This is a genomic window from Vibrio sp. Isolate23 (assembly GCF_022398095.1).
GTDB classification, from domain to species: domain Bacteria; phylum Pseudomonadota; class Gammaproteobacteria; order Enterobacterales; family Vibrionaceae; genus Vibrio; species Vibrio coralliilyticus_A.
Window position 1 is genome coordinate 77,827 of record NZ_JAKEUV010000001.1, and the last position, 25,234, is coordinate 103,060.

Below are 25,234 nucleotides of genomic sequence, written 5' to 3' on the forward strand. Positions count from 1 at the left end.
AGAGGTCATGATGGATATCAATGCTTATCTGCAAGGCATGCTGACTGAGAAAGCGTCAGACTTATACATCACTGTTGGCGCGCCGATACTTTATCGTGTTGATGGAGAGCTGAGACCGCATGGAGAGAGCTTATCGGAAGCCGAAGTGCTGACGCTACTCCACAGCACCATGGATGAGGAGCGTCAGAGTGACTATAACCACAGCCGAGAATCGAACTTTGCCGTAGTGCGAGATTTTGGTCGCTTTCGTGTGTCCGCTTTCTACCAGCGAGAATTACCCGGTGCGGTTATTCGTAGAATTGAAACCACCATACCCACATTTGATGACTTAAAACTGCCCGAAACTCTGAAAGACCTTTCCATTGCCAAGCGTGGTTTGGTGTTAGTTGTGGGTGCCACAGGTTCTGGTAAATCCACAACAATGGCAGCGATGACGGGCTATCGAAATACTGAGCGCAGCGGCCATATTCTGACGGTGGAAGATCCGATTGAGTTTGTTCATGAGCATCAGAAATGCATAGTAACGCAACGTGAGGTCGGCTTAGACACAGAAAGTTATGAAGTCGCGCTGAAGAACTCTTTGCGTCAGGCTCCTGATATGATCTTGATCGGTGAGATCCGCTCGCGAGAGACCATGGAGTACGCGATGACCTTCGCCGAAACGGGCCATCTGTGTATGGCGACTTTGCACGCCAATAATGCTAACCAAGCTTTGGAAAGGATTCTGCATCTTGTACCGAAAGAGCAAAAAGAGCAGTTCCTGTTTGATCTCTCCATGAATCTTAAAGGTGTTATCGGCCAGCAGTTGATTCGAGATAAAAACGGCCAAGGTCGTCATGGCGTTTTTGAAATCTTACTCAACAGCCCACGAGTATCGGATCTCATTCGACGCGGTGATCTGCATGAACTCAAGTCAACCATGGCGAAATCTCAGGAAATGGGTATGCAGACGTTTGATCAGGCGCTTTACCAATTGGTGGTGAATGACAAAATTACTGAAGAAGATGCGCTGCACAGTGCGGATTCAGCCAATGACCTGCGTATTATGCTCAAGACTCAACGAGGTGAAAGCTTCGGAGGTGGTGCTCTGGCAGATGTGAAGATTGATATGGACTAGAGCCGTTTGAGGATTATAGATATTTTCTATCGTGCTCTATTTGTAGTGCTGAAATGTAAAGGGTTGGCGCAATGTGCCAACCCTTTCTGTTTTCTCGCTTAGCCGTGTTGCGCTTCAAACCAGCTTTCAAGGATAACGACCGCTGACTGACAGTCGACATTCCCTTTGCTGAGCGCCTTGTAGCCGCCCATACTGAACAGATCTGAGCGAGCTTCTGTAGTGGATAAGCGTTCATCGTGCAGCTCGACAGGAAGGCCAAAACGGCCGTGAAGGCGATTAGCAAACTTTTTCGCTCTAGGAGTAATAGTTTCCAGAGCTTTGCCGTGAAGGTCCGTTGGCAAGCCGACAACCAGCAGGTTGGGTTGCCATTCTTTGAGCTGTTTTTCAATATCGTCCCAGTTGGGAATGCCATCGTTGGCTTTAAAGGCTTTCAGCGGTGATGCCGTGCCTGTAATCTCCTGACCAATGGCACTGCCAATACTTTTAGTGCCAAAGTCAAAAGCCATAATTGTTCTAGACATAAATTTTAGTAGTGAGGTTATGCGTGACCAATATCACTGGACAGTTGAGACGCGTCGATGCCAAGCATCTGCACGGCTTTCTGCCAACGTTCATTGATTGGTGTGTTAAACATGACATCAGGGTCAGCTTCAATAGTTAACCAAGAGTTTTCCGAAAGCTCGCTCTCCAACTGACCAGCTTCCCAACCTGAGTAACCTAATGCAACAATGTACTCTGGTGGTTCGGCTTCTGTACCGAGTACCGCGAGAATATCCTTAGAAGTTGTAACAGAGATACAGTCAGTCATCTGAATGCTGGACTCATAATGATCTTTTGGTTGGTGAAGAATAAAACCGCGATCTCCTGAAACCGGACCGCCATTGAGAACAGGTTTCGCAAGACTGCCGACTTTCAGTTGAGGTTGAGCCGCTTCAACGTCAACTTGTTTGAGCATTTTCCCTACTGTGATGTCGATTGGAGCATTAATCATTAAACCCATTGCGCCATCATCGTTGTGCTCACACACATAGATAACGCTGCGTTGGAAGTAGGGATCTTTCATCCCCGGCATAGCAACTAAAAAGTGGTTGGTTAAATTCATAGTTACTCCAGCGTATAGTGGGCAATACATGATCGCCCAATGATCCTGTGGGTAAATTACTGCTTATTGAGACGGCGCTCAATGGCATCCATCAATTTACCCGTGATTGAGATATCAAACGCAGCCTCAATTTCACGAATACAAGTCGGGCTGGTTACATTAATCTCAGTCAACTTGTCGCCAATGACGTCTAGGCCTACAAAGATCAAACCTTTTTCTTTAAGTGTAGGCGCTACAGCCGCTGCGATCTGTTTATCTGTTTCGCTCAGTGGTCGGGCTTCACCGGTACCACCCGCCGCAAGGTTGCCACGCGTTTCGCCTTTTGCCGGAATACGTGCCAGGCAGTATGGCATTGCTTCACCGTCTACAACCAGAATTCTTTTGTCGCCATTGCTGATATCAGGAACGAATGTTTGTGCCATCGCATAGTTTTGACCGTGGTTAGTCAGGGTTTCGATAATCACAGAAACATTTGGATCGTTCTCTTTGACTCGGAAAATAGATGCACCACCCATGCCATCTAATGGTTTTAAGATCACATCTCCGTGCTGTTCGCGGAATTGTTTAATCTTCTCTGCTTTGCGGGTCACGATCGTGGTTGGGGTAAGCTCTCGGAACCAGGCTGTGAAAAGCTTTTCGTTACAGTCACGCAGGCTCTGAGGTTTGTTGACGATCAATGTGCCTTTCTCTTCTGCGCGCTCAAGAATGTAGGTCGCGTAGATATACTCAGTATCGAAAGGAGGATCTTTACGCATCAAAACAGCATCAAGCTCTGACAACTCAATAGTTTGCTCTGACTTAAACTGGAACCAGCCAGTTGGAGCTTCTTTGAGTTCCACTACTTTGGTGTCTGCAACAGCAACACCTTGGTCTAGGTGCAGATCATGCATTTCCATGTAGTGGATTTCGTAGCCGCGGCGCTGCGCTTCAAGCATCATGGCAAAGCTAGAGTCTTTCTTGATGTTGATGGACTCGATAGGGTCCATCACGATACCTAATTTGATCATGGTTTTTCTCCGTTTAACCAAGGTCGCCAAAGCGAACTTGAAGGGCAGTAATTGCGGTAAGAGCTGCGGTCTCTGTGCGTAATACGCGTGGGCCTAGCAGAGTCTCTTCAAATTGATATTCTCGGGTTTTCTCGATCTCTTCTGCGGATAAGCCACCTTCGGGGCCGATCAACAGGCGAACTTTCTCGACCGGCGCTGGCAGCGTATTGATTGAGTATTTTGCTCTGGGGTGAAGGTTGAGTTTAAGGCCGTCATAGTCTTCGGCGCACCACTCATCTAACTGCATGATAGGGCGAATCTGCGGAACGATATTGCGTCCACTTTGCTCGCAAGCGCTGATGGCAACTTTCTGCCATTGAGCGAGCTTTTTCTCGAAACGTTTTTGATCCAGCTTGACGCCACAGCGCTCAGAAATCAGTGGAGTAATGGTATTAACGCCCAGTTCTACGGACTTCTGAATGGTGAACTCCATCTTTTCCCCGCGAGAAATGACCTGACCTAAATGCAGGTCCAGCGGTGACTCGCTGCTGTGTTCAACACGTTCAGTGATGTTCACCGTGACGGACTTCTTGGTGACTTCTTCAATTACGGCTGGAAACTCAGCGCCACAGCCATCAAAAAGTAACACTTCCTGTCCAACCTTCATCCGCAAGACTCTGCCTACATGGCCGGCTGCGTCTTCACTAAGCGCTAAACTGCCAAGTTGGGTGATAGGTTCAGGGTGATAAATTCGAGGAATTCGCATCAGCTTTGTATCCGGGAAGACAATTGAGAATGAACCCCTAACATGGATGCTTTATGGCTAAAAAACAAGGGGCAGCCTATACATAGGTCTAGAATTCATTAATGCTTATTACAAAGCTTGGCATGCTTGAAAAACGAAAGGGTTATGGTTGCCCTGAACATTGAATATTCTGCGTTCACGTTCACACTCCCATGTGTCTACTGGGTAAAGTTTGTTCCAAGCGGTCATGAGTTGGGTTTGCTGTTTTGACAGCTTAAATCCGTATTCCTCACTCATGTACAGGTAAGTACGAGCAATCGATCCTTTAGCGCGATCTGGCGGCATAACTCTGCGTTGTTTAAAGTTAACCTGCACTTCACATTGACCATAGGTGGCGCCATCCACGCCATTCCACTGGCTGAAATGGTAATTAGATCGGTCACCATTAACTTCACCGATAGCGGGGGTGAGGTTATGTAGATCTGCCTCCATTAAGCGAAAGGTACGATCGTTTTTGGTGCAGTTCTTTCTACCACCAGACTGCCAGCATTGTCGTTGGTGGCCAAACTGCCATGCGGGAACTACGTGCTCCCATTCAATTCTGGAGGCACGCTTTTGTTGCTTTCTTACTGAGTAGCCACATGAGGTTAAATCAGGAATACCTTTCTTTCCCTGCCAGGCGATATCACATCCGCAATAAAAGCTGGTGGGATGATCCGCGTATATCTTCAGCGCTTCTTTCTTGGCTTTCGAAAACGAAGATGGAGGGGCAGAAAGTGCCTGAGATGAAGCAATAAGTAAGGTCAAGCAAATAAAAAATGCACGAAGTTTCATGTCGATAAGTATTAGAAAAGTATGACTTATCGCAGTCTAACATGCATTTGTTGGGGTTTTTACTGATAGTACGTTGAGTTATGAGAGTTGTCTGCCAGTAAACGTAAGGGGTTGTTGGCAGTTCTGGCAGCGATAGCTGCTTTGCTGACGTAGAACTTTATTATGACGCCTGATGGTTAGCGGATAGATCTGGCATCCGCAGCGATACTCGAAGGTTTTCCCTTGTACGGAAGAAATTTCAAAACTGTGTGTAGTACGAGCAGGGACGCCGAACACGTTTTCCATGACCGATTGCCATTCTTTGCCGTGAGGTTTGACCCTGCCATAGACTTGATAGGTCACCAAGTGAGCGACTTCATGCGGAATCACTTCATCGAAAAAGGCTTGCTGGTTTTCGATAAATAAAATTGGATTGAGACGAATTTCATTAAGCTGGAGGTAGGCTTTGCCTGCGGCTTTACCACTCAGTTTGTAGCTGATAGAAGGGAAAGAAAATGAACGCTGAAAAGCATGTTGAGCCGTTACGATATAGCGAGCGACCACTTGTTGTACGCGATAGCTAAGCTCTGTATCCAAATTCATCTCCAAAAAATTCGCCCCTTAGATAAGGGGCGAATCATATACTGGATTAGACGTTGGTGCTAATGGTGCTTTTTCTTGATGGTTTCATGATAGGCGTGCCAAGTACCGTAGCCAAGAATGGGCATCGTAAATAACATGCCGATTCCGTAAGTCGCAAAGCCAATTAAGATACCGCCACAGATCACGCCGGCCCATACGATCATCGTAGGAATGTTTGACTTGACCGCGTTAAAGCTGGTGAACACAGCTGTCATCATATCAACCCGTCGTTCCATCATCAGAGGAATGGAGAAGGCTGAAATACTAAACACAATTGCTGCCAGTACCATGCCGACTAAAGAGCCGATAACAAGGAAGGGTAGGAAATCGGTTAATGGAGCACCTTGAACGGATGGGTAAAGCGCATGAAGCAGCGCGGCAATACGCATCCAGAAAATCATACACACGGCGAGCATGACAGCAAATGCCCATTGTGATGAAGAATTGCGTCCAATGGCTTTCATGGAGTGAATCAAGCTAGCCTTATGGCCTTTTTCTCGTTCCCAACTAGCGTCATAGAGTCCTAGAGCTAAGAAAGGACCAATCAACATATAAACGACCAAACTTGGCATCACGACTAAGTGTGTGCCTTGCCATTGAACTAATAAAACAATACCAATCGCTGCTGCCATAAAACACAAACCGTAAAAGGCACTGATAAGTGGCATGCGAACAAAATCGTGTAGCCCTAGTGATAGCCAATGAAACGGGGCCGACATGCTGAGCTGATTGCACGGGATAGTACGTGCGTATTCGTTATCTGGGACTTCCTTGCGTTTCTCGTTGAAGTCTTGTGGATTCACCGTACGAGGCATACATCCTCCTTGATCGATTCTCGGTCATAGGCCACCCGCTATTTCAAGGTGACATGGAACTCGATGCTCGGCTTTGCGACTGCTGGGTAAGCTGCGCATCTTTTTAACTTGTTAGAAGAAACTCACTTAGCTTTAAGCTTGCTCTTTTAACATATTGTTAACTATTGACCCCATGACAAAAAAATACAAATTTGTTGTTTGATTTTTGCGTACAAAAACAAAGGGCTTCTGGTTCCCCAGAAGCCCTTGAATAGCAAATTAGTGCGGTAATTTAAATTACTTAAGGCCAGCGAAGTCGCGTAGAAGTGCAGCCTTATCAGTCGCTTCCCATGGGAACTCTTCACGACCGAAGTGGCCGTATGCCGCTGTTTTCTTGTAGATTGGTTGAAGTAGGTTCAGCATTTCTTGTAGGCCGTATGGGCGAAGATCGAAGTGCTGGCGTACCGCTTCAACAATGATCTCTTGAGATACTTTTTCAGTACCAAATGTTTCCACCATAATAGATGTTGGATCAGCGACGCCGATTGCGTAAGAAAGCTGAATCTCACAACGGTCAGCAAGGCCAGCCGCAACGATGTTTTTCGCAACGTAACGTGCAGCGTAAGCCGCAGAGCGGTCAACTTTTGATGGATCCTTACCAGAGAAGGCACCACCACCATGACGAGCAGCACCACCGTAAGTATCAACGATGATCTTACGACCAGTCAGACCACAGTCACCCATTGGGCCACCGATAACAAAACGGCCAGTTGGGTTGATGAAGAAGTTAGTGTCTTTGTTTAGCCACTCTGATGGTAGAACTGGCTTGATGATCTCTTCCATAACCGCTTCACGTAGATCTGGAGTAGAGATTGAATCACAGTGCTGAGTCGAAAGAACAACAGCATCAATACCAACGATCTTACCTTGGTCGTATTGGAAGGTTACCTGAGATTTTGCATCAGGACGTAGCCAAGGAAGTGTGCCGTTTTTACGCACTTCCGCTTGTTTTTGAACAAGTAGGTGAGAGTACGTAATTGGAGCTGGCATTAGCACGTCGGTCTCGTTCGTCGCGTAGCCAAACATGATGCCCTGGTCACCCGCACCTTGCTCTTTTGGATCCGCTTTATCAACCCCTTGGTTGATATCTGGAGACTGTTTACCGATGGTGTTCAGTACCGCACAAGAATCGGCATCAAAACCCATTTCAGAGTTTACATAACCAATTTCACGCACAGTTTGGCGAGTAAGCTCTTCGATGTCTACCCATGCTGAGGTGGTGATCTCACCACCGACCATTACCATGCCTGTTTTCACGTATGTTTCACACGCAACACGGGCTTTTGGGTCTTGTTCAAGAATCGCATCAAGGACTGCATCAGAAATCTGATCTGCAATTTTGTCTGGATGGCCTTCTGATACCGACTCAGAAGTAAACAGGTGCTTAGCCATGTTAGCTCCACTTTAATTTGGTTTAGAGTCAGTGAATGTGTTTAATCACTGACATTGAATAATATTAATAATTGTAGGTGTATCTACATCTAGACGTCTATTCTAATTTTCATTGTTTGAATTACAAGCTCTTTTTTAATTTAATACATATCCAAACGTTTGCTTCTAAAGAGTTAAATATTAATAACTTTGATAGAAACGGTGGAAAATAGGCGGAAATCTCCTGTATTCAGACGGTAAAACGTTTGCAGAGCTCAGGCGCCTTTGAGAGAATAATCGCCCACCAAAATTAGTTTTTCGCTTAACGCATTCAGGAGCAGACATGTCTTCCCGTAAACATCTAGCAAATGCAATCCGTGCTCTTAGCATGGACGGCGTACAACAAGCCAACTCTGGTCACCCAGGCGCACCTATGGGGATGGCGGATATCGCTGAAGTTCTTTGGCGCTCTCACCTAAACCACAACCCAGCAAACCCAGAGTGGGCTGACCGCGACCGCTTTGTGCTTTCAAACGGCCACGGCTCTATGCTGATTTACTCTCTGCTTCATCTTGCGGGTTACGAGCTGTCCATCGATGATCTAAAGAACTTCCGTCAACTGCACTCTAAGACTCCGGGTCACCCTGAGTACGGTTACGCACCGGGTATCGAAACAACCACCGGCCCTCTAGGTCAAGGTATCACGAACGCTGTGGGTATGGCGCTAGCTGAGAAGACTCTAGCAGCACAGTTCAACAAAGAAGGCCACGACATCGTTGACCACTTCACTTATGCATTCATGGGTGACGGCTGTCTGATGGAAGGTATTTCTCACGAAGCCTGTTCTCTAGCGGGTACGCTAGGCCTTGGTAAACTGATCGCTTTCTGGGATGACAACGGCATTTCTATCGATGGTCACGTTGAAGGTTGGTTCTCTGACGATACACCTAAGCGTTTTGAAGCTTACGGTTGGCACGTAATCCCTGCAGTAGACGGTCACGATCCAGAAGCGATCAATGCCGCTATTGTTGCAGCGAAAGCTGACCCTCGCCCTACTCTAATCTGTACTAAGACCATCATCGGTTTTGGTTCACCTAACAAGTCTGGTTCACACGACTGTCACGGTGCTCCGCTAGGCGCTGAAGAAATTGCAGCGACACGTAAAGAGTTAGGTTGGGAGTACGGTCCGTTTGAAATTCCGCAAGATGTCTACGCGCAATGGGATGCGAAAGAAGCAGGCGAAGCTAAGGAAGCAGCGTGGAACGAGAAACTTGCAGCTTATGAAGCAGCATATCCAGAGCTTGCAGCAGAATTCAAACGCCGCGTAAACGGTGAACTACCAGCACAGTGGGAAGAGAAAGCAACACAAATCATTGCTGACCTTCAAGCAAATCCTGCGAACATYGCATCACGTAAAGCGTCTCAAAATGCACTAGAAGCGTTCGGTGCTATGCTACCTGAATTTCTWGGTGGTTCGGCTGACCTTGCCCCTTCTAACCTAACCATGTGGTCTGGTTCTAAGTCGGTATCAGCTGAAGATGCGTCCGGTAACTACATCCACTACGGTGTTCGTGAATTCGGTATGACGGCTATCATGAACGGYATTGCTCTACACGGTGGTTTCGTACCATACGGTGCAACTTTCCTAATGTTCATGGAATACGCGCGTAACGCAATGCGTATGGCGGCTCTGATGAAAGTGCAGAACATCCAAGTTTACACGCACGACTCTATCGGTCTTGGCGAAGATGGCCCAACTCACCAACCAGTTGAGCAAATGGCTTCTCTACGTCTAACGCCAAACATGAGCACATGGCGTCCATGTGACCAAGTGGAATCGGCAGTCGCTTGGAAACTGGCAATCGAGCGTAAAGATGGCCCAACATCGCTAATCTTCTCTCGTCAAAACCTTGCACAGCAAGAGCGTAACGAAGAGCAAGTKGCAAACATCGCTCGCGGTGGCTACATCCTGAAAGATTGTGAAGGCAAGCCAGAGCTTATCCTTATCGCAACGGGTTCTGAAGTTGAGCTTGCGGTGAACGCTGCGGCTGAACTGACTGCTGAAGGTAAGAAGGTACGCGTAGTATCTATGCCTGCAACAGACGCGTTCGACAAGCAAGACGCTGAGTACCGTGAAKCWGTACTGCCTTCTGACGTAACAGCTCGTATCGCTGTAGAAGCGGGCATCGCTGACTTCTGGTACAAGTACGTTGGTTTCGACGGTCGTATCATCGGTATGACAACCTTCGGTGAGTCTGCACCAGCAGGTGAACTGTTCAAGATGTTCGGTTTCACAACNTCTGACGTAACAGCTCGTATCGCTGTAGAAGCGGGCATCGCTGACTTCTGGTACAAGTACGTTGGTTTCGACGGTCGTATCATCGGTATGACAACCTTCGGTGAGTCTGCACCAGCAGGTGAACTGTTCAAGATGTTCGGTTTCACAACAGAAAACGTAGTGAACACAGCGAAAGAGCTACTAGATTAATCTCTACATCTCGATAATCAATGCCCCGCTATCTTAGCGGGGCATTTTTTTATACACGAATTGGAGCAAAAAACTTAAAGAAAGTGAGCAACCAAGACGGCTTAATAAATTTACACCGTGATAAACTTCACACCGCCCCCCGTCAGTATACTCAAACTTTGATCAATGTTATTGAGAGTGGTAAAGTCGATGCGCTCGGCCACCTTGGTAATCCTAATTACCCATTTGAACTCAGAACGGTCCTTGAATGCGCTAAGCAACATAACGTTGCAATTGAAGTACACAACACTTCCCTAACAGGCAAAAGCCGTAAAGGCAGTGAAGTTGTTGAGTTAGGTTCACAAGTAGGTGTCTACTTTACAACGGGCTCTGATGCTCACTTTTGCCATGAAATCGCAAGGCTAGATTTAGCAAAGAAGTTACTTCAACAACACAAGGTTGCTGAAGAGAAAATCATTACAACCTCAACTGCAAGGTTCTTAAACTTTCTCCTTTTACGTGGCAAACCACGTATCGAAGAGTTTAGTTCACTTTATTAAAACCCAGACATATAACACAACCTAATTCTCAAAGCCCAGCTCAGTAAATGGACTGGGCGTTATTCAATCTCTTCGACATTCACTTCAGTACTAAATTTGACGGTGCGAGTAGAGACAGACGTCTGAAACTTTCGAATATTTTTATCTTGATGTAACACGCGTTCAATGAACTTCTCGTAAGCACTAATGTTTGGCACACTCACAACCAACATAAAGTCGTATCCACCCGTAATCTGATAACATTGAGTCACTTCGGGGGCTTTCATTACTGACTGTCTAAAAACACTGTATATATCAGGTCTATCCCGCTCCATTTCGACGGAAACAATCAAGTTCATCTTATTTCCAGCCAATTCGGGGTTGATGATCGACACATCACCAATAATCACCTTTTCCTCTCTCAGCCTCTTTACTCTTTTCAAACAAGCGGGTGGAGATAAGCCAACTTCCTCTGCCAACTCGACATTCGCGATGCGATTATTCTTCTGTAAAATCGCTAAAATCTTCCTGTCTAAACGATCAATTTCCATAGTTTCTTAAAAAGCCATTTTTAAAAAACTTTAACACGAAAGTTAAATAAAAAAGAAATTTTAACTTACATTTTCCTTGAAAATTGAACTCCAAATTTCTCTTAAGTCTATTAGCATTTGAGCTATCTAATTATTCTAAGCGGAACTTATCATGGAAAGTGCACGCAAATTCTTTCGCGATCTCCTTAAAGAAATATTCGATGTCACTTGGACACTTTACAAAGTGATGATTCCTATCATCATCGTCATTAAAGGAATAGAGGAGCTCGGCGGTATTGCTCTGCTAAGCGAATGGCTTAGCCCTTTGATGAACCTTATCGGTTTACCCGATGAAATGGGGCTGGTTTGGGCAACAACTTTACTGACCAATATGTACGCCGGATTGTTGATTTTTATGGGCACTAATAGTGAGCTGACCGTTGCTCAGGTATCGATTCTCGGTTCTTTAATGCTCATAGCCCATTCGATACCAATTGAAGCTGCGATAGCCAAACGAGCAGGAGTAAGCCTAACGATCACAACACTGTTCAGAGTGGGTGGTGGTTTAGTCTTTGCTTGGCTTCTTCATCAGCTTTACCAGTTTGGAGATCTACTGAACACACCTGCACAAATCGTTTGGAACCCCGAGATTCCACCAGAACAAAACCATCTAGAATGGGCATGGTCTCAAGTGGAAAATTTACTCGCCATCTTCGTTATCATTGCTGTATTACTCTTCTCTTTGAGAGTTTTGAAGCTACTAGGCGTTGAAAAGTTAATGGCAGTCGCGCTGAAACCGATACTTTCAGCACTTGGCATCAGTAGAGAAGCCACCAACATGACCATTATTGGCATTACTCTGGGCATTTCTTTCGGGGGTGGCCTGTTGATTAACGAAGCCAAACGCGGGCATATACCCGCGAGAGATGTGTTTACCGCTGTCATGCTACTCAATCTCGCTCATAGCATGATTGAAGACACCATCCTTGTGCTCCTAATTGGCGCAGATTTTATCACTATATTCTGGGGAAGACTGGCCTTTGCATTGATCGTAGTCGCCATCATTTCACAGCTCCTTAAACGGGTCAGTGAGGCAACGTGTCAACGATATTTGTATAAAAGCGTTCAGCCATGACTATCGCCCTGCTGATTAGCAGGGCGCTTTTATTTCTCTTCAAAACGCTGGGCCAACTGATAAAACTCTCTAACTTGATTCCGCAATTCTTGTGAGTGCTGATTTACAGAGTGTGTTGCTGCTAAGTTCTGCTCAGCGGCGGAGGCAATTGACTGAATGTGCAGGTTCACATCACCGGAAAGCTGGCGCTGTTTAGTCGCTGCATCTTCAACCGTAGTCATCAAATCGTTCATTGATTGCATCATGGTTTCCACTTCAGATAAACGCTTAGCGCTTTCTTCTGCAACTGCACCACAAGCTTGCGTTTGTTCACGGTTAGTGATGATGTCACGTTGCCAATTCTCTATAGTAGTCAGCATAGTTTCAATGCTGTCTTTAATTTGAACTGTCGCATTTGAAGTTCTGCCAGACAGTGCTCTCACTTCGTCTGCAACAACAGCAAAACCTCTCCCCTGCTCACCAGCCCGAGCCGCTTCAATCGCTGCATTAAGAGCCAATAAATTCGTTTGTTCCGCAATTCCACCAATTTCTTGCATCATCTGGCTAACATTTTGAGCCTGCTCACTCAGTTGATAAGTGGTATTCGTCGCTTTCTCTGCTTGCACGCTTAGTTGCCCGAGGTTTTCATGTGTTTTATCGATCGTATCTTTTGCCAATAAGCAGGTTTTTAGTGTCACATCAATAAGGTCATGTGCCTCATGTGTGCTGGTTGATACCTCATTGGCCGACGCTTCCACTTCTTCAGTTGCCTCACGTACTTGACGAATGTCTTTAGTCTGCTGCTCCAGCGCTTGGGTGACTTGTAATGTTGTTGCACTCAAACCGTCCGACAAATCCTGAAGAGGCTTAGCTGAGTCCGTCATACGACCTAACACAGTGCGAATGCGTGCAGACAGTAATTTAATATGGAAGTCAGCGATAGAAAATTTGCTGCTCCCGGAGTAAATCAAACGACTAACACTGTCGTACTTAGACTGGAGTTCTTTCAATTGCTTTGGCGTGTCAATTAACTCCTGTCTAAAGAGCAAGGCAACGACAGAAAACGGTAGGAAGCTAGACAACCAGCTTGCGCCACCTTCCAGTGACAGTAAATTCGCTATAACAGGTGCTGAAAGAGAACCCAGTAAAATGGCATAACGAAGTGAGTCGCCGATTTGCAATGACCAATTTCTTCCTGAACGTTCTGCCTTTAGCAATGATTGATAGGCTTTGTCTGCGACCACAACCCACTCTCGCTTAGGCTTAACGCGCACAGATTGGTAACCGGTCATTTCTCCGTTGTCGTAAATCGGGGTAACATAGGCATCCACCCAGTAGTAGCCACCGGATTTAGTACGATTTTTTACAATTCCGCGCCAAGCTTTGCCTTGCTTAAGATTTGCCCACATGTCGGCAAATGCCGCCTTTGGCATCGTATCATGGCGTACAATATTGTGATTTTGACCCAGCAGCTCATCCTGAGTGAATTCGGCTATACGACAAAAGGCTTCATTACTGTAGGTAATAACGCCGTTAAGATCGGTTGTTGAGACAAGTTGTTCGTTGGTATCAAGAAGAGTTTCACAGTCTGACGAAGTTTGGTTAGCACTCATTAGGGTAAACTTTTGTTGTAGTTATATGGCACGGAAATATAAACAATAATTCAAATCATGACAAAATATTAAAGTGATCTCATGTAACACTTTTGGATTATTTGAGGAGTTTTTTTATTTTAAACACAATCACTTCCTCTCTATTTCAACTAACTAATCTGTTAACTACTGGCTCAAATAGAAAATGATCTCTACAATAACGGTGCAATTTTGCTCAGTTTCTCAGGTAACCCTTTATTAGTGTATAAATTAAAACACTTCAGTCTCAAACAGCTTACCATTCTGGTTTCTATCTCTGTCGTTCTCTTATTTCTAATGTTTTACTTTTCGTTTAAGGCATTATGGAGTCATGAGCTTGCGATAGAGGCATCACAGAAACGGCAACGCCTCGAAATTGAACGCGTACAAACTGTTCTAAAAATGGAAGAACTTGAACTGAGGGCCTCCTTAGAAGATTACGCTGCCTGGACAACATTAGCGCAATTCGTTCAAAATCCGAATGACTCATTTATCCAAGATAGTATTGGACCCCACGCTTTCGAATCTAAGCTGCTTAACGGCATCATCATTTTTAATGATCAGCTAGACGTCACATGGAGCGCTTTGTACGAAGATGGTCGCATCCGTTCAGAGCAGTTTATTGCTCTCAATGACCCTGAAGTTGTGCATAAACTGCTTGAGCAATCGATAAATGCCTCAAGCGCTAAGATTGCCTCGCATATCCAGTATGCGGTATATAAAAATTCGCCTTATATCCTCGCCTCAGCTCGAATTTGCTTGAGCGATGGCAAGTCATGCAATTTTGGCTATATCGTCTTTATTCGTAAAATTCGTGATGATTTTATCTCTGAAATAGAAGCTGCCACGGGTGTAAAGATTACTGTTCATCCACTTAGCGAGCATGAATCTGTCCACAGTACCCTGCCAGATAACGTATCCATTATATATCGCGATGACTTTCTTGATGGTGATAATATCGCTATCGAAATCACTCACAGTGAAAAGCATCCCGCTTTTCTCACTTTCTCAGAAGCCAGCGTACTCGCTTGCTTTGCACTGGTCATGTTTGCGTTTAACCTAACCGTAGTTTCCAAATTGATCAAACCACTTGGAAATGCACAAAAAGCGCTGCGTCAATTTCAAAAATCCGGTGACATGCTGCCCAACGAAGCGACTTTTATTTCTAAGGAGATGAGAGGCTTCGCTCGTGACATCAACAACTTAATTACAGAGCTCGATGAAAAACGGGAATTACTCAGAAAACAATCTATCATCGATCCATTAACAGGGATTGCAAACCGTCGTCATCTGTACGAGATGGCCAAACACTTCATTGAAGAATTAGACTATAACCAAATCGGTGTCATACTTGTCGATGTTGATCATTTCAAGCAATACAATGATAACTACGGACATATGGCAGGCGATCATGCGTTATGTCATATTGCCGCAGCACTGAATACCGTCGAATCACCCTATGAACATTTAGTCAGCCGATACGGTGGTGAGGAGTTCTGTGTGATTCTTGCTAGTGACATAGAGCTGGATCTTAATGGATACCTTAATCAACTAGTTCAAGCAATCAGCAGTTTGGCTATTGAGCACGCATACTCACCGACAAGTCCATTTATTACTGTAAGCGCGGGGGCGACCTCAAAGCAGATAACGTCATATGAACACTTAACAAGTTTATTCCAGTTTGCGGATCAAGCCCTTTATATGGTCAAGCAGGAAGGAAGAAACGGCTATCGTATCATGGCGGCAAGCTAAGCCTTCTTCTGACTCAAGTTAAAAGTAAACACATATTGGAGTGCCCTTCATTTATCTTCCATTCTAAATAGACTATATAAGTGGTATACCCATAAGAAGCGATCTCGATAATGCTTACCAAGTTTTTCTCTTATTGTTGGTTAACCTTCCTCCTGCTTTTTATGCGCCCGGTTCACTCAGAACCTGTCGTTATCGCCATTGGTGAAGTTTACCAAAGTAGGACGCTGAATGAGGTCGTGGGCTTCACTCTAGTGGATGACTTAAAGCAGATTTACAACAAATTGGGAATCAATGTCGAGTTTGCTTACTTACCCAATGAAAGAGCCATACGAGCAGTCAGTGAAGGACGATATCAAGGGTTAGACTTACGAATTTCAAACCTCGCCAATGATGCAAATATGCTCAAGGTAGACGTTCCTCTCTACTACATCAGCATTTACGTATACGGTTTCGAAGGGCAGTTTTATAACCGCCTAGAAGAAGTATCCGGTAAAATATTAGTATCTCAACTAGGAATGAGATTTGTTGACAAGGTCAAAGACTACAAACGTCTATTCCTAGTCGAGAATGCCGAGCAAGCCGCTCTAATGGTGAGCAAAGGTCGCGCTGATTTGTGGCTAGCACCTGAAGCTGTTTACGATGTCCTGAAATCAAAATATCCCGATATAAAACCGGTAAGCAGCGCAGTACTCTATGAGCCTCTCTACCACTATATTCATATCTCCAACAAGCATTTACTCCCCCAACTGGAACAAGCGGTAAGAGAATTAGTCGCAGACAGGCAGAAGAAGCAACTGCCATTATGAAGTAACTAAACCAGTATCTAATGCATTAGCCGTCATAATAATAAACCGACTAGCTTGCCAGACTAAGCCTTCTTCCTCCGTTGAGCGTAAACAAGCGCTCAGAAATACAAGTTGGTTTATCTAGGCCATTGTTATGAGAAAACTCCGGTCAGTGATAAGATTGCGACCAAGTCAATCTGCTAGGCGTAAAGTTTGGCCTCTTAAACTTGTGATGTGCCAATGCTTTGTTATTTTTAAAATCACACAGCAGATTAAACCATTAAATAAAAAGGCAATATTTTCAAATGGTTAACAATACAATTCAATGGTTTCCTGGGCATATGCACAAAGCCCGCAAAGAAATTGAAGAAGCGATCCCTCAAGTGGATGTCATTATCGAAGTGCTGGATGCCCGCATCCCATTCAGTAGTGAGAACCCAATGATTTCTGAAATCCGTGGTGAAAAGCCTGTCGTAAAAGTACTAAACAAACGCGACCTTGCTGACCCAGAGCTAACACAATTATGGATTGATCACTTCGAAAAAGAGCACAACGTCAAAGCGATGGCCATTACCACTTCTAACACACAAGAAGTGCATAAAATCCTCGAGCTTTGTCGTAAGTTAGCCCCACACCGTGAAGAGATTGGTAAAAACATTCGCACCATGATCATGGGCATACCGAATGTAGGCAAATCGACCATCATCAATACGCTAGCGGGTCGTACAATTGCCGTGACAGGCAATCAGCCAGCGGTAACTCGCCGCCAACAACGTATTAATCTTCAAAATGGTATCGTCTTGTCTGACACACCAGGAATCTTATGGCCTAAAGTTGAAAACCCACACAGTGGATTTCGCCTAGCGGCAACCGGAGCGGTTAAGGACACGGCGATGGAATATGAAGAGGTCGCCTTTTACACTGTCGAATACTTAGCAAAAGCCTACCCTGAACGTTTGAAGGAACGCTATCAGATCGAAGAAATGCCTGAAAGCGACATAGAGCTGATGGAAGAGATTGGTCGCCGCAGAGGAGCTTTACGTTCGGGTGGGCGAGTTGATCTACACAAGTGTTCAGAAATTTTACTTCACGAGCTACGTAATGGCACATTAGGACAAGTGACGCTTGAGTTGCCCGAAATGATCACTAAAGAGCTTGTTGAAGTCGAAATCGAAGCGGCGAGAAAAGCCGAAGAAAAAGCCAAGAAAAAAGAAGAACGTAGAAAACGTTATCTCAAAAACAAAAGATAGACAGAACAACGGCGGTATTTACCGCCGTTTTTTTATGCTCGTTTCCACACATCTTTTGATATAGTCAATGCAGTTATTTTCCAAGAGTGTTGCATGATGAAAATTCCAACCAATATCATTACTGGTTTTCTAGGTACCGGAAAAACCACCGCTATTCTAAACCTTCTAAAAGAGAAGCCAGCCGATGAGAACTGGGCTGTACTGGTTAACGAGTTCGGTGAAATCGGTATTGATGGGGCGATGTTGACCGAGCAAGGCGCGATGATCAAAGAAGTCCCCGGGGGCTGCATGTGTTGTGCCGCTGGAGTTCCTACCTCTGTCGCAATCACCGCTCTACTTCGCACACAACCAGATCGACTTATTGTGGAACCCACAGGTTTAGGCCATGCACATAAGATACTTGCAACTCTGACATCTGTTCAGTTCAGAGATTACATTGATCTCAGAGCGACAATTGGACTCGTCGATCCTCGTAACCTTTCACGCCCTAAATATCTTGAAAATCAGAATTTTATTGACCAGCTCAGTATTGCAGATATCGTCATTGGCAATAAAGTCGATGAGTGCCATGTCAGCGATGTGGATGCGTTTAACGATTGGGTGGCGGATCAAAATCCACCCAAAATATACAGCCAGTTAGTCAAACAGGGGCGCTTCCCTATCGAACTTCTCGATAACCCAAGACGAAACCCAACGACGTCCGACAATATCGAGGCTCACCATCATCAACATGCAGAAGCTGAGCCTCAGTTTGCGCTCGCTCCTGATCAAACCATGATGCGTAAAGAAAACAAAGGGCAAGGTTACTTTAGCTGTGGCTGGCTGTTCGGAGCAGAAGTTACGTTTGATTTTGATGAACTGTTTTCAATGCTTTCTGATTTAACAGCAGAGCGAGTAAAGGGCGTCATGAATACCGATAAAGGTTGTTACTCATTTAATGTCAGTAATGGTGTCGTATCGGTGAACCAAATGTCACTGGAAGGTTTTGAAAGTCGACTGGAAGTTATTGATACCGAGCTTTTGCCATGGGACCAATTAGAAACCGTACTCAAACATATCGCAAAGCTAGGCTAAGCCCTAGACGACAAAAGGCGCACTATTAAGTGCGCCCTATCCCTCGTTACTCAATCGTGAGTCTGCGAATCAAGGCCATCTGTGGCTGCACCCTGATAATAAAACGAGGATCACAAAAAGATTTGTTGAATCCATCCAAATTGTAGGTAAGGCTGCAAATCCTCCATGCGGGTCGGTTCAGATTGCCTTACCTCTTAACTATGGTTCAAAACCACCAAAGTGCAAGGTAAGAAACGTGATCTCATGCCAATTCTTATCTATTTCTCGATCTTGGTATTCCCTCCATATTTGAAAATCAAATTTTCATTCTTGACGCTATAGTTAAGCCTGCACAAGCGTATAATTCTTGCTGAAAACATTATTATTTCTAATGGCGAAATAAATCGTACAAGGGTGCACCTATATGACTAAAAGAGAGAAAATTAAGCAGTCCCTGTTAGCCAGCATGCCAAAAGACGCTATCAACCAGTTTCTCTCAAAAGATAAAACGCCACTCTCCGTTCTTTTCCTTTCTTTGATCGTGGGTCTCTTAGCTGGAACCGTAGGCACCTTCTTCGAAATAGCGGTGCACTTTGTCTCCGAAACTCGAACTGACTGGCTAAAGCAAGCAATTGGTCGTGCGCTGCCACTCTGGCTCTCTGCCTTCCTAATAAGCGCCGCGCTTGCTTTTATTGGTTACTATTTGGTTCATCGTTTGGCTCCTGAAGCCGCAGGTTCTGGCATCCCCGAAATTGAGGGCGCGATGGACGGAATCCGCCCTGTCCGATGGTGGCGTGTTCTACCGGTTAAATTTTTCGGAGGAATGGGCGCACTTGGCTCAGGTATGGTGCTTGGCCGAGAAGGACCTACAGTACAAATGGGCGGGGCCATTGGCCGTATGGTGACCGATATTTTTCAGGTTAAGAATGATGACACTAAGCACTCCCTACTAGCTTCCGGTGCAGCTGGAGGTTTAGCCGCCGCTTTTAATGCTCCTCTCGCGGGAATCATGTTTGTCGTCGAGGAAATGAGGCCTCAATTTCGTTATTCGCTCATCTCAATACGAGCAGTCATAATTTCAGCCATTGCAGCCAACATTGTATTTCGTGCCATTAACGGACAAGGTGCTGTCATCACAATGCCTCAATACCAACCACCAGAACTTGCAGCCCTTTGGCTATTCCTACTTTTAGGCGCAATGTTTGGCATGTTCGGGGTTGTATTCAATCGTCTTGTCACATTATCCCAAGATCTCTTTGTAAAGCTACATAGGAACGATCGGAAGCGTTATCTCATTACAGGTAGCTGTATTGGTGGCTTCTTTGGCATCATGTTGCTCTATTTGCCAGAAGTGACAGGTGGAGGTATTGATCTTATCCCAACCATCACTAATGGTGGCTATGGAGCAGCAGTTCTCTTAATGCTATTTGTCGCACGTATTTTAACCACTCTGATCTGTTTTGGATCGGGGGCACCAGGCGGTATCTTCGCCCCTATGCTCGCGCTAGGCACTTTATTTGGCTATGCTTTCGGGCTGATCGCTAAAGGGCTAATGCCTGAGCTGATGATCTCTCCAGGGATGTTTGCCATAGCTGGAATGGGCGCACTGTTTGCCGCAACCGTTCGTGCTCCGATTACCGGAATCCTTTTGGTTATCGAAATGACCAACAATTACTATCTTATTTTACCCCTGATCATCACCTGTTTAGGGGCGGTGATTTTCGCTCAATTATTAGGTGGACAGCCAATATATAGCCAACTGTTACATCGAACATTAAAAAATGAGAAGTTGAGACAGGAAGACCTTCCCTGCGACACCAAATGATAATTGCGCAGTCACCAACTGCCTTGATATGATCCTGAGCCTTAAGATATTTGTAGCATAGAGTATTACTCTCACTCATCGCCTCATCATCAATTTCAAGCTAATCAGGAATAAGCAGTTGAACTGGAGACGCTTCATACAATTTCAAAGTGTGCCGCCATCACAAGCCGCACTGGCATTAGGGATGATCGGCCTCGGACATGCATGGGCATTATACCTTCCTGAAGTTGGTGTGTTTATACGTCCCTACTTAGCCGCAGGTGGCGCTGTCTTGTTGTTTCCTGTATTGATAAAGTATTTCAGTAACTACAGAACCTTTATCCATGACATACGTAACCCTCTCAGCGGTAGCTTGATGGCTCCAATGAGTATGGCATTACTTATCTTATGTGACTATCTGGCAGTGATATCCCCTTTGATTGCTTACCCATTATGGTTTGCCGCTTTATTGCTGCACATCACCATGATGGTTCTTTTCTTCTTTTTCCAGATAACTCGATTCAAAGTGTCCAACATTGTTCCCAGTTGGTTTCTCTATCCAGTTGGGCTAATCAGTAGCTCACTGGCAGGAACCAAGTTTGGACATACTGTTTTTTCAGAAACTCTCGTCAGTATTTGTATCACCATCTACTTCTTTATGCTGCCACTGGTGTTATATCGATTGATGTTTGAAGGAATGTTGCCACGTCGAGCAAGGCCAACTTTGGCCATCATGGCTGCACCAATAAACCTCTCCTTAGCGACTTATTTGGTTAATTTCCAGAAGCCCGACCCTATATTGACAGGAGCATTAGCTGGAATTGCAATCACAATGACACTGACCATTTACCTCTGCTACTTCCGGCTGATGAGATTAAAATTTCAACCTTCTATTGCTGCAGTGACTTTCCCCTCCGTGATTAGTGCGATTGCCATGCATAGACTCACCAGCTTTTTCGAGCAATATCATCCACATTGGCACTGGCTTCACAAATTTGGATTTTTCGAGCTCAGTGTTGCCACAGGACTGGTAGCTTGGGTCTTAGTTGGCTATATCAAAATGTATTGGCCAGAAATTTTTGTCACACGCAAAAAAGAAGATTTATAAAAATAGCATTTCGTACTGAATAAATAGCAAAAAATACAATTAAAAACAAAGAGTAAGCTGGATCAGCGTATAGATAGATTTCATCAGTTATTATAGTTGATGATTTTATTTGCAACAGACTCCAAACTAATAAATATTGGGTGTCGAAATTATATCCATTTTGGTTCATATATCCCATTGTCAGCTGGCACTGGTTTATACAAAAAGGATATTTATTATGAATACGCTTAACCATTACCCACCCTTGCCAGATTTTATAAGTAAAAAAATAGAACACTATCTGGATGATCTTGTCCGTAAAAACAAAAACGGAAAACACTTAGTTTTAGGTGCTAGGCCAAGTAACAATGACCTCGTGTTACAGAGTAATGATTATCTCGATTTATCCAATAACGCTGAAATCATTGATCATCATGTAAATTCAATATTGGCGCGTAAAAACAGCCCCTTCATGTCAGGGATATTTCTCAGAGACGAAGCGTCTCAACCCAAAGTAGAGAAAAAATTGGCCGAGTATGTGGGGTTTAAGTCTTGCTTGCTCTCTCAGTCTGGTTGGGCTGCCAATACAGCACTACTACAAACTATTTGTGATAGCGAAACCAATGTCTATATTGATTTCTTTGCACATATGTCATTGTGGGAAGGAGCAAGAATTGCGGGGGCAAACATCCACCCTTTTATGCACAATAACGTTAAGCATCTGGATAAGCTGATTAATAGACACGGACCTGGTATTGTTCTAGTTGACTCCGTATACAGTACAATTGGAACCATGGCGCCCCTTGTTGACATTGTCTTACTATCCAAAGAGTATGGTTGCGCAATCGTCGTTGATGAATCACACTCTTTAGGCACCCATGGCAAGCAAGGGGCTGGGCTCCTTAAATCGCTTAAACTAAGCCACCAAGTCGATTTCATGACCGCGAGTCTCGCAAAAACATTCGCTTATCGAGCTGGGGCGATTTGGTGTAATAATCAGGCTAATGATTGTATTCCCTTTGTCGCTTATCCTGCTATTTTCAGTTCGACGATGTTGCCACATGAACTGGACAGGTTAGATAAAACGTTGGACGTCATAAAGAAATATGACAATGAGCGGGATTACCTTCAAGAAATAAGTCGTTATTTAAAAACGAACTTATCAAGTATAGGTTTAACAATTCGTAGCGATACACAAATAATTGCTCTTGAGACCGGTGACGAAAAAAATACAGAGCGAGTACGCGATTTTCTCGAGTCTCATGGTATTTTTGGTGCTGTATTTTGTCGACCAGCCACAACAGCAAATAAAAATATAATTCGATTATCTTTAAATAGCTCCACCACCAAATCGGATGCAGATCAGATAATAAATACTTGTAAGCTTGTTAATGAACAGCCAGATATGTATTTTATTTAGACAACATAAAGGCTAACCTCAGCTCTTGAGCTTAGCCTTAAATCCAATTAGAGATTTTATCTAGCAACACCTCAGTTCCCGCTGGCTTAATAATATAATCATTCATCCCCGACTCATGGATTTTATCAATAGCGCCAGATGTTGAATCCCCGGTGTGCCCTAAAATAGGAACATTGGCATATTCACGATCAGAAGAGCGAATCGCATTGGCCGCATCTAGTCCGTTGAGTTGTGGCATTTCAATGTCCATAAGAACTAAATCAACCAAATTGTTCTGTAGTTTATCCAACACCTCTTGACCATTTTGCGCCTGTATCACTTCAAATCCTTGCTGCTCAAGCAGGATTGATGTGTAAGTACGTAAAGAATGATTGTCATCGGCAATAACAATAGTTTTACCAACACGTACCTCTTTACGAGGGAGCAGATTTCTATCCGGTTCTGGTGACTCAAAGAAGAGTTCATCCAAGACACGACCAGGCTCAAGCAACATGCGATGTTTTTCTACTGGGTAAATAGTTAAATGCCTTTCAATATCATTGTGATAACGGTTGTTTTCATCATATAGGAACACAATCCGTGCTTCGGTAAAGTGAAGTTTATTTTCTAAAGCTGCCAACTGATTTGGAGACGTAATCACAGCATCCAAATCAATAAAGATGAGATCATATTCAAACTCGTATTCTTCCCGGCTATTGGCGAGCTCAATATCAACGGTATTGAGTGTGAAGCCTTTATAGAATGATTGCTCATTGAGAAGACGAGAAATCACGCTGGTATCACCAACATAGAGTGATGATTTAGATTTCATCAGATCCAATTTTATATGGTCAACTTTTGCTGATTGGTACTTTGGAAAGGTCAAAGTAAACTCCGTCCATTCATTAAGCACCGACTGACAGCTGATTTTACCTCCAACTGCTTGCATCACTTTGCGACAGAACGGCAAACCTAATCCATAGCTCCCAGATTTACCAAAGGTATAGAAGTCCTTAAAAATATTCTCTAGCACATCAGGAGCAATACCAACACCATTATCCCGAAAGGTCATGACATTGTATTTTTCATAACACCTTAATTCGATATTGATTCTAAAATATTCACCACTTTGATAGTAAAAAGCATTTTTCAGCAAGTTGTATAATGCGTATTTAATGAGGGTATCACTGCCAAAAAAAGCGGCGTCCTCTTCACAGTGAAACTGGACAGATTGCTTATCTTTAGAGCTTTTATAGGCAAAGCTAGCGAGAGAATCTTCTATTACCCTCTTGAGTGATTGCTTTTTGAACGTCGAGGTAGAAACGCGATTTTCATCAATTGAAGTCAGCAATAAGTCTATCGTTTCATTACCGTACTGTATGACCTCATCAGCATCACTCAATACTTCTCTAGCGATAGTCAGCTCCTGATGAGACATTGGGTAAAAGTCTGAGTACTTTGACTTATCATCAGGTAGAAGAGAGCTGAGAACATCAAAAGAAGCCTTTAGAGCGCTGAGAGGGTTTCGCATCTCGTGCGCGATGCCAGCACCAAAAGATTTCGCGATGGATACTTTACTCTCATGCTCTACTTGGTTTCTGAAGTAGAACAAATTACCAAAGACATAAGTAAACAAAAAAATGGGTATGTAAGGCCAAACAATCTGTTCGATGGCGTAAGAAAAATCGAACCCATAAACAGCAAAAAACGCAATCAACAGTGAAAATACGGCTTGCAGTAACATCAAACGTGTCTGGTGAACCAATAAGATATGGAGAAATATAGACGCCATAAAGGACATCGCCCATATCGTAGACCACTGATTCATAAACATCATGAAGCTAAAGAAACAAGGCAAACAAAACGCGATAGATACTAAATAGTATTGAGGCATGTACTTTTGCAGATACTTAGGCAACGAGTGCCTAAACGCGATCACCGCAAACAATGCGGAGCAAAGTAATCTTAAAGCAAGGTTTTCATAGGGTTGTGGGAATAGATACGACCAGACATAGTAATAGGTCGGAAAGCCAAGCAGCCCCATCCATCCCACTAGCGTTAAGTTGGGCTCCGCATACTGGTATACCTTACGTACTGATTCCAGAACTGCTGTCATGAGTGTTCCTGGTGCCAATCAAAATGCACTGAGTTAAGTTGAGTCCTACTTTTTAGCTTTTAACTAATAACTAGCAC

20 protein-coding genes and 2 pseudogenes are annotated in these 25,234 nt (G+C 44.3%); 11 read left to right on the forward strand and 11 right to left on the reverse strand.

What is annotated here, in order from left to right; genetic code table 11:
• Positions 1–10 precede the first annotated feature (10 nt).
• A complete protein-coding gene (locus L1D31_RS00420; RefSeq protein WP_239836349.1) occupies positions 11–1,117 on the forward strand; it encodes a PilT/PilU family type 4a pilus ATPase in 1,107 nt (368 codons plus the stop codon).
• Between the two features lie 98 nt (positions 1,118–1,215).
• Here L1D31_RS00420 and ruvX read toward each other — a convergent pair whose 3' ends face one another.
• The 8 genes from ruvX to metK all read right to left on the reverse strand — a co-directional run bounded on the left by ruvX (position 1,216) and on the right by metK (position 7,651).
• A complete protein-coding gene (gene ruvX, locus L1D31_RS00425) occupies positions 1,216–1,638 on the reverse strand; it encodes a Holliday junction resolvase RuvX (protein ID WP_239835135.1) in 423 nt (140 codons plus the stop codon).
• 17 nt (positions 1,639–1,655) lie between these two features.
• Positions 1,656–2,219 carry a YqgE/AlgH family protein gene (locus L1D31_RS00430; protein WP_239835136.1) on the reverse strand — a complete coding sequence of 188 codons (564 nt, stop codon included), beginning with the start codon at positions 2,217–2,219 and terminating at the stop codon, positions 1,656–1,658.
• A 56-nt stretch (positions 2,220–2,275) separates the two neighbouring features.
• Positions 2,276–3,226, reverse strand: coding sequence for a glutathione synthase (gshB, locus tag L1D31_RS00435; RefSeq protein ID WP_239835137.1), 951 nt, complete (start codon positions 3,224–3,226; stop codon positions 2,276–2,278).
• Positions 3,227–3,239: 13 nt separating this feature from the next.
• Positions 3,240–3,971, reverse strand: a complete 732-nt coding sequence (gene rsmE / locus L1D31_RS00440) for a 16S rRNA (uracil(1498)-N(3))-methyltransferase (RefSeq protein WP_239835138.1) — start codon at positions 3,969–3,971, stop codon at positions 3,240–3,242.
• A 108-nt stretch (positions 3,972–4,079) separates the two neighbouring features.
• The gene (locus L1D31_RS00445; RefSeq protein WP_239835139.1) at positions 4,080–4,784 is read right to left on the reverse strand and encodes an endonuclease; all 705 of its coding nucleotides are present in this window, start codon (positions 4,782–4,784) and stop codon (positions 4,080–4,082) included.
• A 78-nt stretch (positions 4,785–4,862) separates the two neighbouring features.
• A complete protein-coding gene (locus tag L1D31_RS00450; RefSeq protein WP_239835140.1) occupies positions 4,863–5,360 on the reverse strand; it encodes a SprT family zinc-dependent metalloprotease in 498 nt (165 codons plus the stop codon).
• 65 nt (positions 5,361–5,425) lie between these two features.
• Positions 5,426–6,220 carry a DUF2189 domain-containing protein gene (locus tag L1D31_RS00455; RefSeq protein WP_239835141.1) on the reverse strand — a complete coding sequence of 265 codons (795 nt, stop codon included), beginning with the start codon at positions 6,218–6,220 and terminating at the stop codon, positions 5,426–5,428.
• A 276-nt stretch (positions 6,221–6,496) separates the two neighbouring features.
• Complete coding sequence (gene metK / locus L1D31_RS00460; RefSeq protein ID WP_239835142.1) at positions 6,497–7,651, reverse strand: methionine adenosyltransferase; 1,155 nt, start codon at positions 7,649–7,651, stop codon at positions 6,497–6,499.
• A gap of 322 nt (positions 7,652–7,973) precedes the next feature.
• Here metK and tkt point away from each other — a divergent pair.
• Positions 7,974–9,938 (forward strand): annotated as a pseudogene (gene tkt / locus L1D31_RS00465) (transketolase); the annotation flags it as partial.
• Positions 9,939–10,264: 326 nt separating this feature from the next.
• Positions 10,265–10,657 (forward strand): annotated as a pseudogene (locus L1D31_RS00470) (phosphatase); the annotation flags it as partial.
• Positions 10,658–10,716: 59 nt separating this feature from the next.
• On the opposite strand, the gene L1D31_RS00475 reads toward L1D31_RS00470, so the two are convergent.
• Positions 10,717–11,187, reverse strand: coding sequence for an Lrp/AsnC family transcriptional regulator (locus L1D31_RS00475; RefSeq protein ID WP_239835143.1), 471 nt, complete (start codon positions 11,185–11,187; stop codon positions 10,717–10,719).
• Positions 11,188–11,338: 151 nt separating this feature from the next.
• Here L1D31_RS00475 and L1D31_RS00480 point away from each other — a divergent pair, with 151 nt between their 5' ends.
• Positions 11,339–12,301 (forward strand): hypothetical protein, encoded by a 963-nt coding sequence (locus L1D31_RS00480; protein WP_239835144.1) that lies wholly within the window; start codon positions 11,339–11,341, stop codon positions 12,299–12,301.
• Between the two features lie 29 nt (positions 12,302–12,330).
• Here the strand turns inward: L1D31_RS00480 and L1D31_RS00485 are convergent, their stop codons facing one another.
• Entirely contained in the window at positions 12,331–13,893 is a 1,563-nt protein-coding gene (locus L1D31_RS00485; protein ID WP_239835145.1) for a PAS domain-containing methyl-accepting chemotaxis protein, read from the reverse strand.
• Between the two features lie 240 nt (positions 13,894–14,133).
• Between L1D31_RS00485 and L1D31_RS00490 the strand changes: the two genes are divergently transcribed.
• From L1D31_RS00490 to cqsA, 7 genes are all read left to right on the forward strand, one after another.
• Positions 14,134–15,663, forward strand: a complete 1,530-nt coding sequence (locus L1D31_RS00490) for a diguanylate cyclase (RefSeq protein ID WP_239835146.1) — start codon at positions 14,134–14,136, stop codon at positions 15,661–15,663.
• A 110-nt stretch (positions 15,664–15,773) separates the two neighbouring features.
• Positions 15,774–16,469 carry a transporter substrate-binding domain-containing protein gene (locus tag L1D31_RS00495; RefSeq protein WP_239835147.1) on the forward strand — a complete coding sequence of 232 codons (696 nt, stop codon included), beginning with the start codon at positions 15,774–15,776 and terminating at the stop codon, positions 16,467–16,469.
• A gap of 284 nt (positions 16,470–16,753) precedes the next feature.
• Positions 16,754–17,698, forward strand: a complete 945-nt coding sequence (gene ylqF, locus L1D31_RS00500; protein WP_239835148.1) for a ribosome biogenesis GTPase YlqF — start codon at positions 16,754–16,756, stop codon at positions 17,696–17,698.
• A gap of 96 nt (positions 17,699–17,794) precedes the next feature.
• Entirely contained in the window at positions 17,795–18,772 is a 978-nt protein-coding gene (locus tag L1D31_RS00505; protein WP_239836350.1) for a GTP-binding protein, read from the forward strand.
• 403 nt (positions 18,773–19,175) lie between these two features.
• A complete protein-coding gene (gene clcA / locus L1D31_RS00510; protein WP_239835149.1) occupies positions 19,176–20,576 on the forward strand; it encodes a H(+)/Cl(-) exchange transporter ClcA in 1,401 nt (466 codons plus the stop codon).
• 118 nt (positions 20,577–20,694) lie between these two features.
• Positions 20,695–21,663 carry a TDT family transporter gene (locus L1D31_RS00515; protein WP_239835150.1) on the forward strand — a complete coding sequence of 323 codons (969 nt, stop codon included), beginning with the start codon at positions 20,695–20,697 and terminating at the stop codon, positions 21,661–21,663.
• A gap of 217 nt (positions 21,664–21,880) precedes the next feature.
• Positions 21,881–23,062 (forward strand): alpha-hydroxyketone-type quorum-sensing autoinducer synthase, encoded by a 1,182-nt coding sequence (gene cqsA / locus L1D31_RS00520; RefSeq protein ID WP_239835151.1) that lies wholly within the window; start codon positions 21,881–21,883, stop codon positions 23,060–23,062.
• Between the two features lie 37 nt (positions 23,063–23,099).
• On the opposite strand, the gene L1D31_RS00525 is transcribed toward cqsA, so the two are convergent.
• A complete protein-coding gene (locus L1D31_RS00525; RefSeq protein ID WP_239835152.1) occupies positions 23,100–25,157 on the reverse strand; it encodes a hybrid sensor histidine kinase/response regulator in 2,058 nt (685 codons plus the stop codon).
• Positions 25,158–25,234 lie beyond the last annotated feature (77 nt).

Bases quoted from the DNA above. Each gene is read 5' to 3' on its own strand.
- L1D31_RS00420 (WP_239836349.1), top strand. From the start codon at position 11: ATGGATATCAATGCTTATCTGCAAGGCATGCTGACTGAGAAAGCGTCA.
- ruvX (WP_239835135.1), bottom strand. From the start codon at position 1,638: ATGTCTAGAACAATTATGGCTTTTGACTTTGGCACTAAAAGTATTGGC.
- L1D31_RS00430 (WP_239835136.1), bottom strand. From the start codon at position 2,219: ATGAATTTAACCAACCACTTTTTAGTTGCTATGCCGGGGATGAAAGAT.
- gshB (WP_239835137.1), bottom strand. From the start codon at position 3,226: ATGATCAAATTAGGTATCGTGATGGACCCTATCGAGTCCATCAACATC.
- rsmE (WP_239835138.1), bottom strand. From the start codon at position 3,971: ATGCGAATTCCTCGAATTTATCACCCTGAACCTATCACCCAACTTGGC.
- L1D31_RS00445 (WP_239835139.1), bottom strand. From the start codon at position 4,784: ATGAAACTTCGTGCATTTTTTATTTGCTTGACCTTACTTATTGCTTCA.
- L1D31_RS00455 (WP_239835141.1), bottom strand. From the start codon at position 6,220: ATGCCTCGTACGGTGAATCCACAAGACTTCAACGAGAAACGCAAGGAA.
- metK (WP_239835142.1), bottom strand. From the start codon at position 7,651: ATGGCTAAGCACCTGTTTACTTCTGAGTCGGTATCAGAAGGCCATCCA.
- L1D31_RS00475 (WP_239835143.1), bottom strand. From the start codon at position 11,187: ATGGAAATTGATCGTTTAGACAGGAAGATTTTAGCGATTTTACAGAAG.
- L1D31_RS00480 (WP_239835144.1), top strand. From the start codon at position 11,339: ATGGAAAGTGCACGCAAATTCTTTCGCGATCTCCTTAAAGAAATATTC.
- L1D31_RS00485 (WP_239835145.1), bottom strand. From the start codon at position 13,893: ATGAGTGCTAACCAAACTTCGTCAGACTGTGAAACTCTTCTTGATACC.
- L1D31_RS00495 (WP_239835147.1), top strand. From the start codon at position 15,774: ATGCTTACCAAGTTTTTCTCTTATTGTTGGTTAACCTTCCTCCTGCTT.
- ylqF (WP_239835148.1), top strand. From the start codon at position 16,754: ATGGTTAACAATACAATTCAATGGTTTCCTGGGCATATGCACAAAGCC.
- L1D31_RS00505 (WP_239836350.1), top strand. From the start codon at position 17,795: ATGAAAATTCCAACCAATATCATTACTGGTTTTCTAGGTACCGGAAAA.
- clcA (WP_239835149.1), top strand. From the start codon at position 19,176: ATGACTAAAAGAGAGAAAATTAAGCAGTCCCTGTTAGCCAGCATGCCA.
- cqsA (WP_239835151.1), top strand. From the start codon at position 21,881: ATGAATACGCTTAACCATTACCCACCCTTGCCAGATTTTATAAGTAAA.
- L1D31_RS00525 (WP_239835152.1), bottom strand. From the start codon at position 25,157: ATGACAGCAGTTCTGGAATCAGTACGTAAGGTATACCAGTATGCGGAG.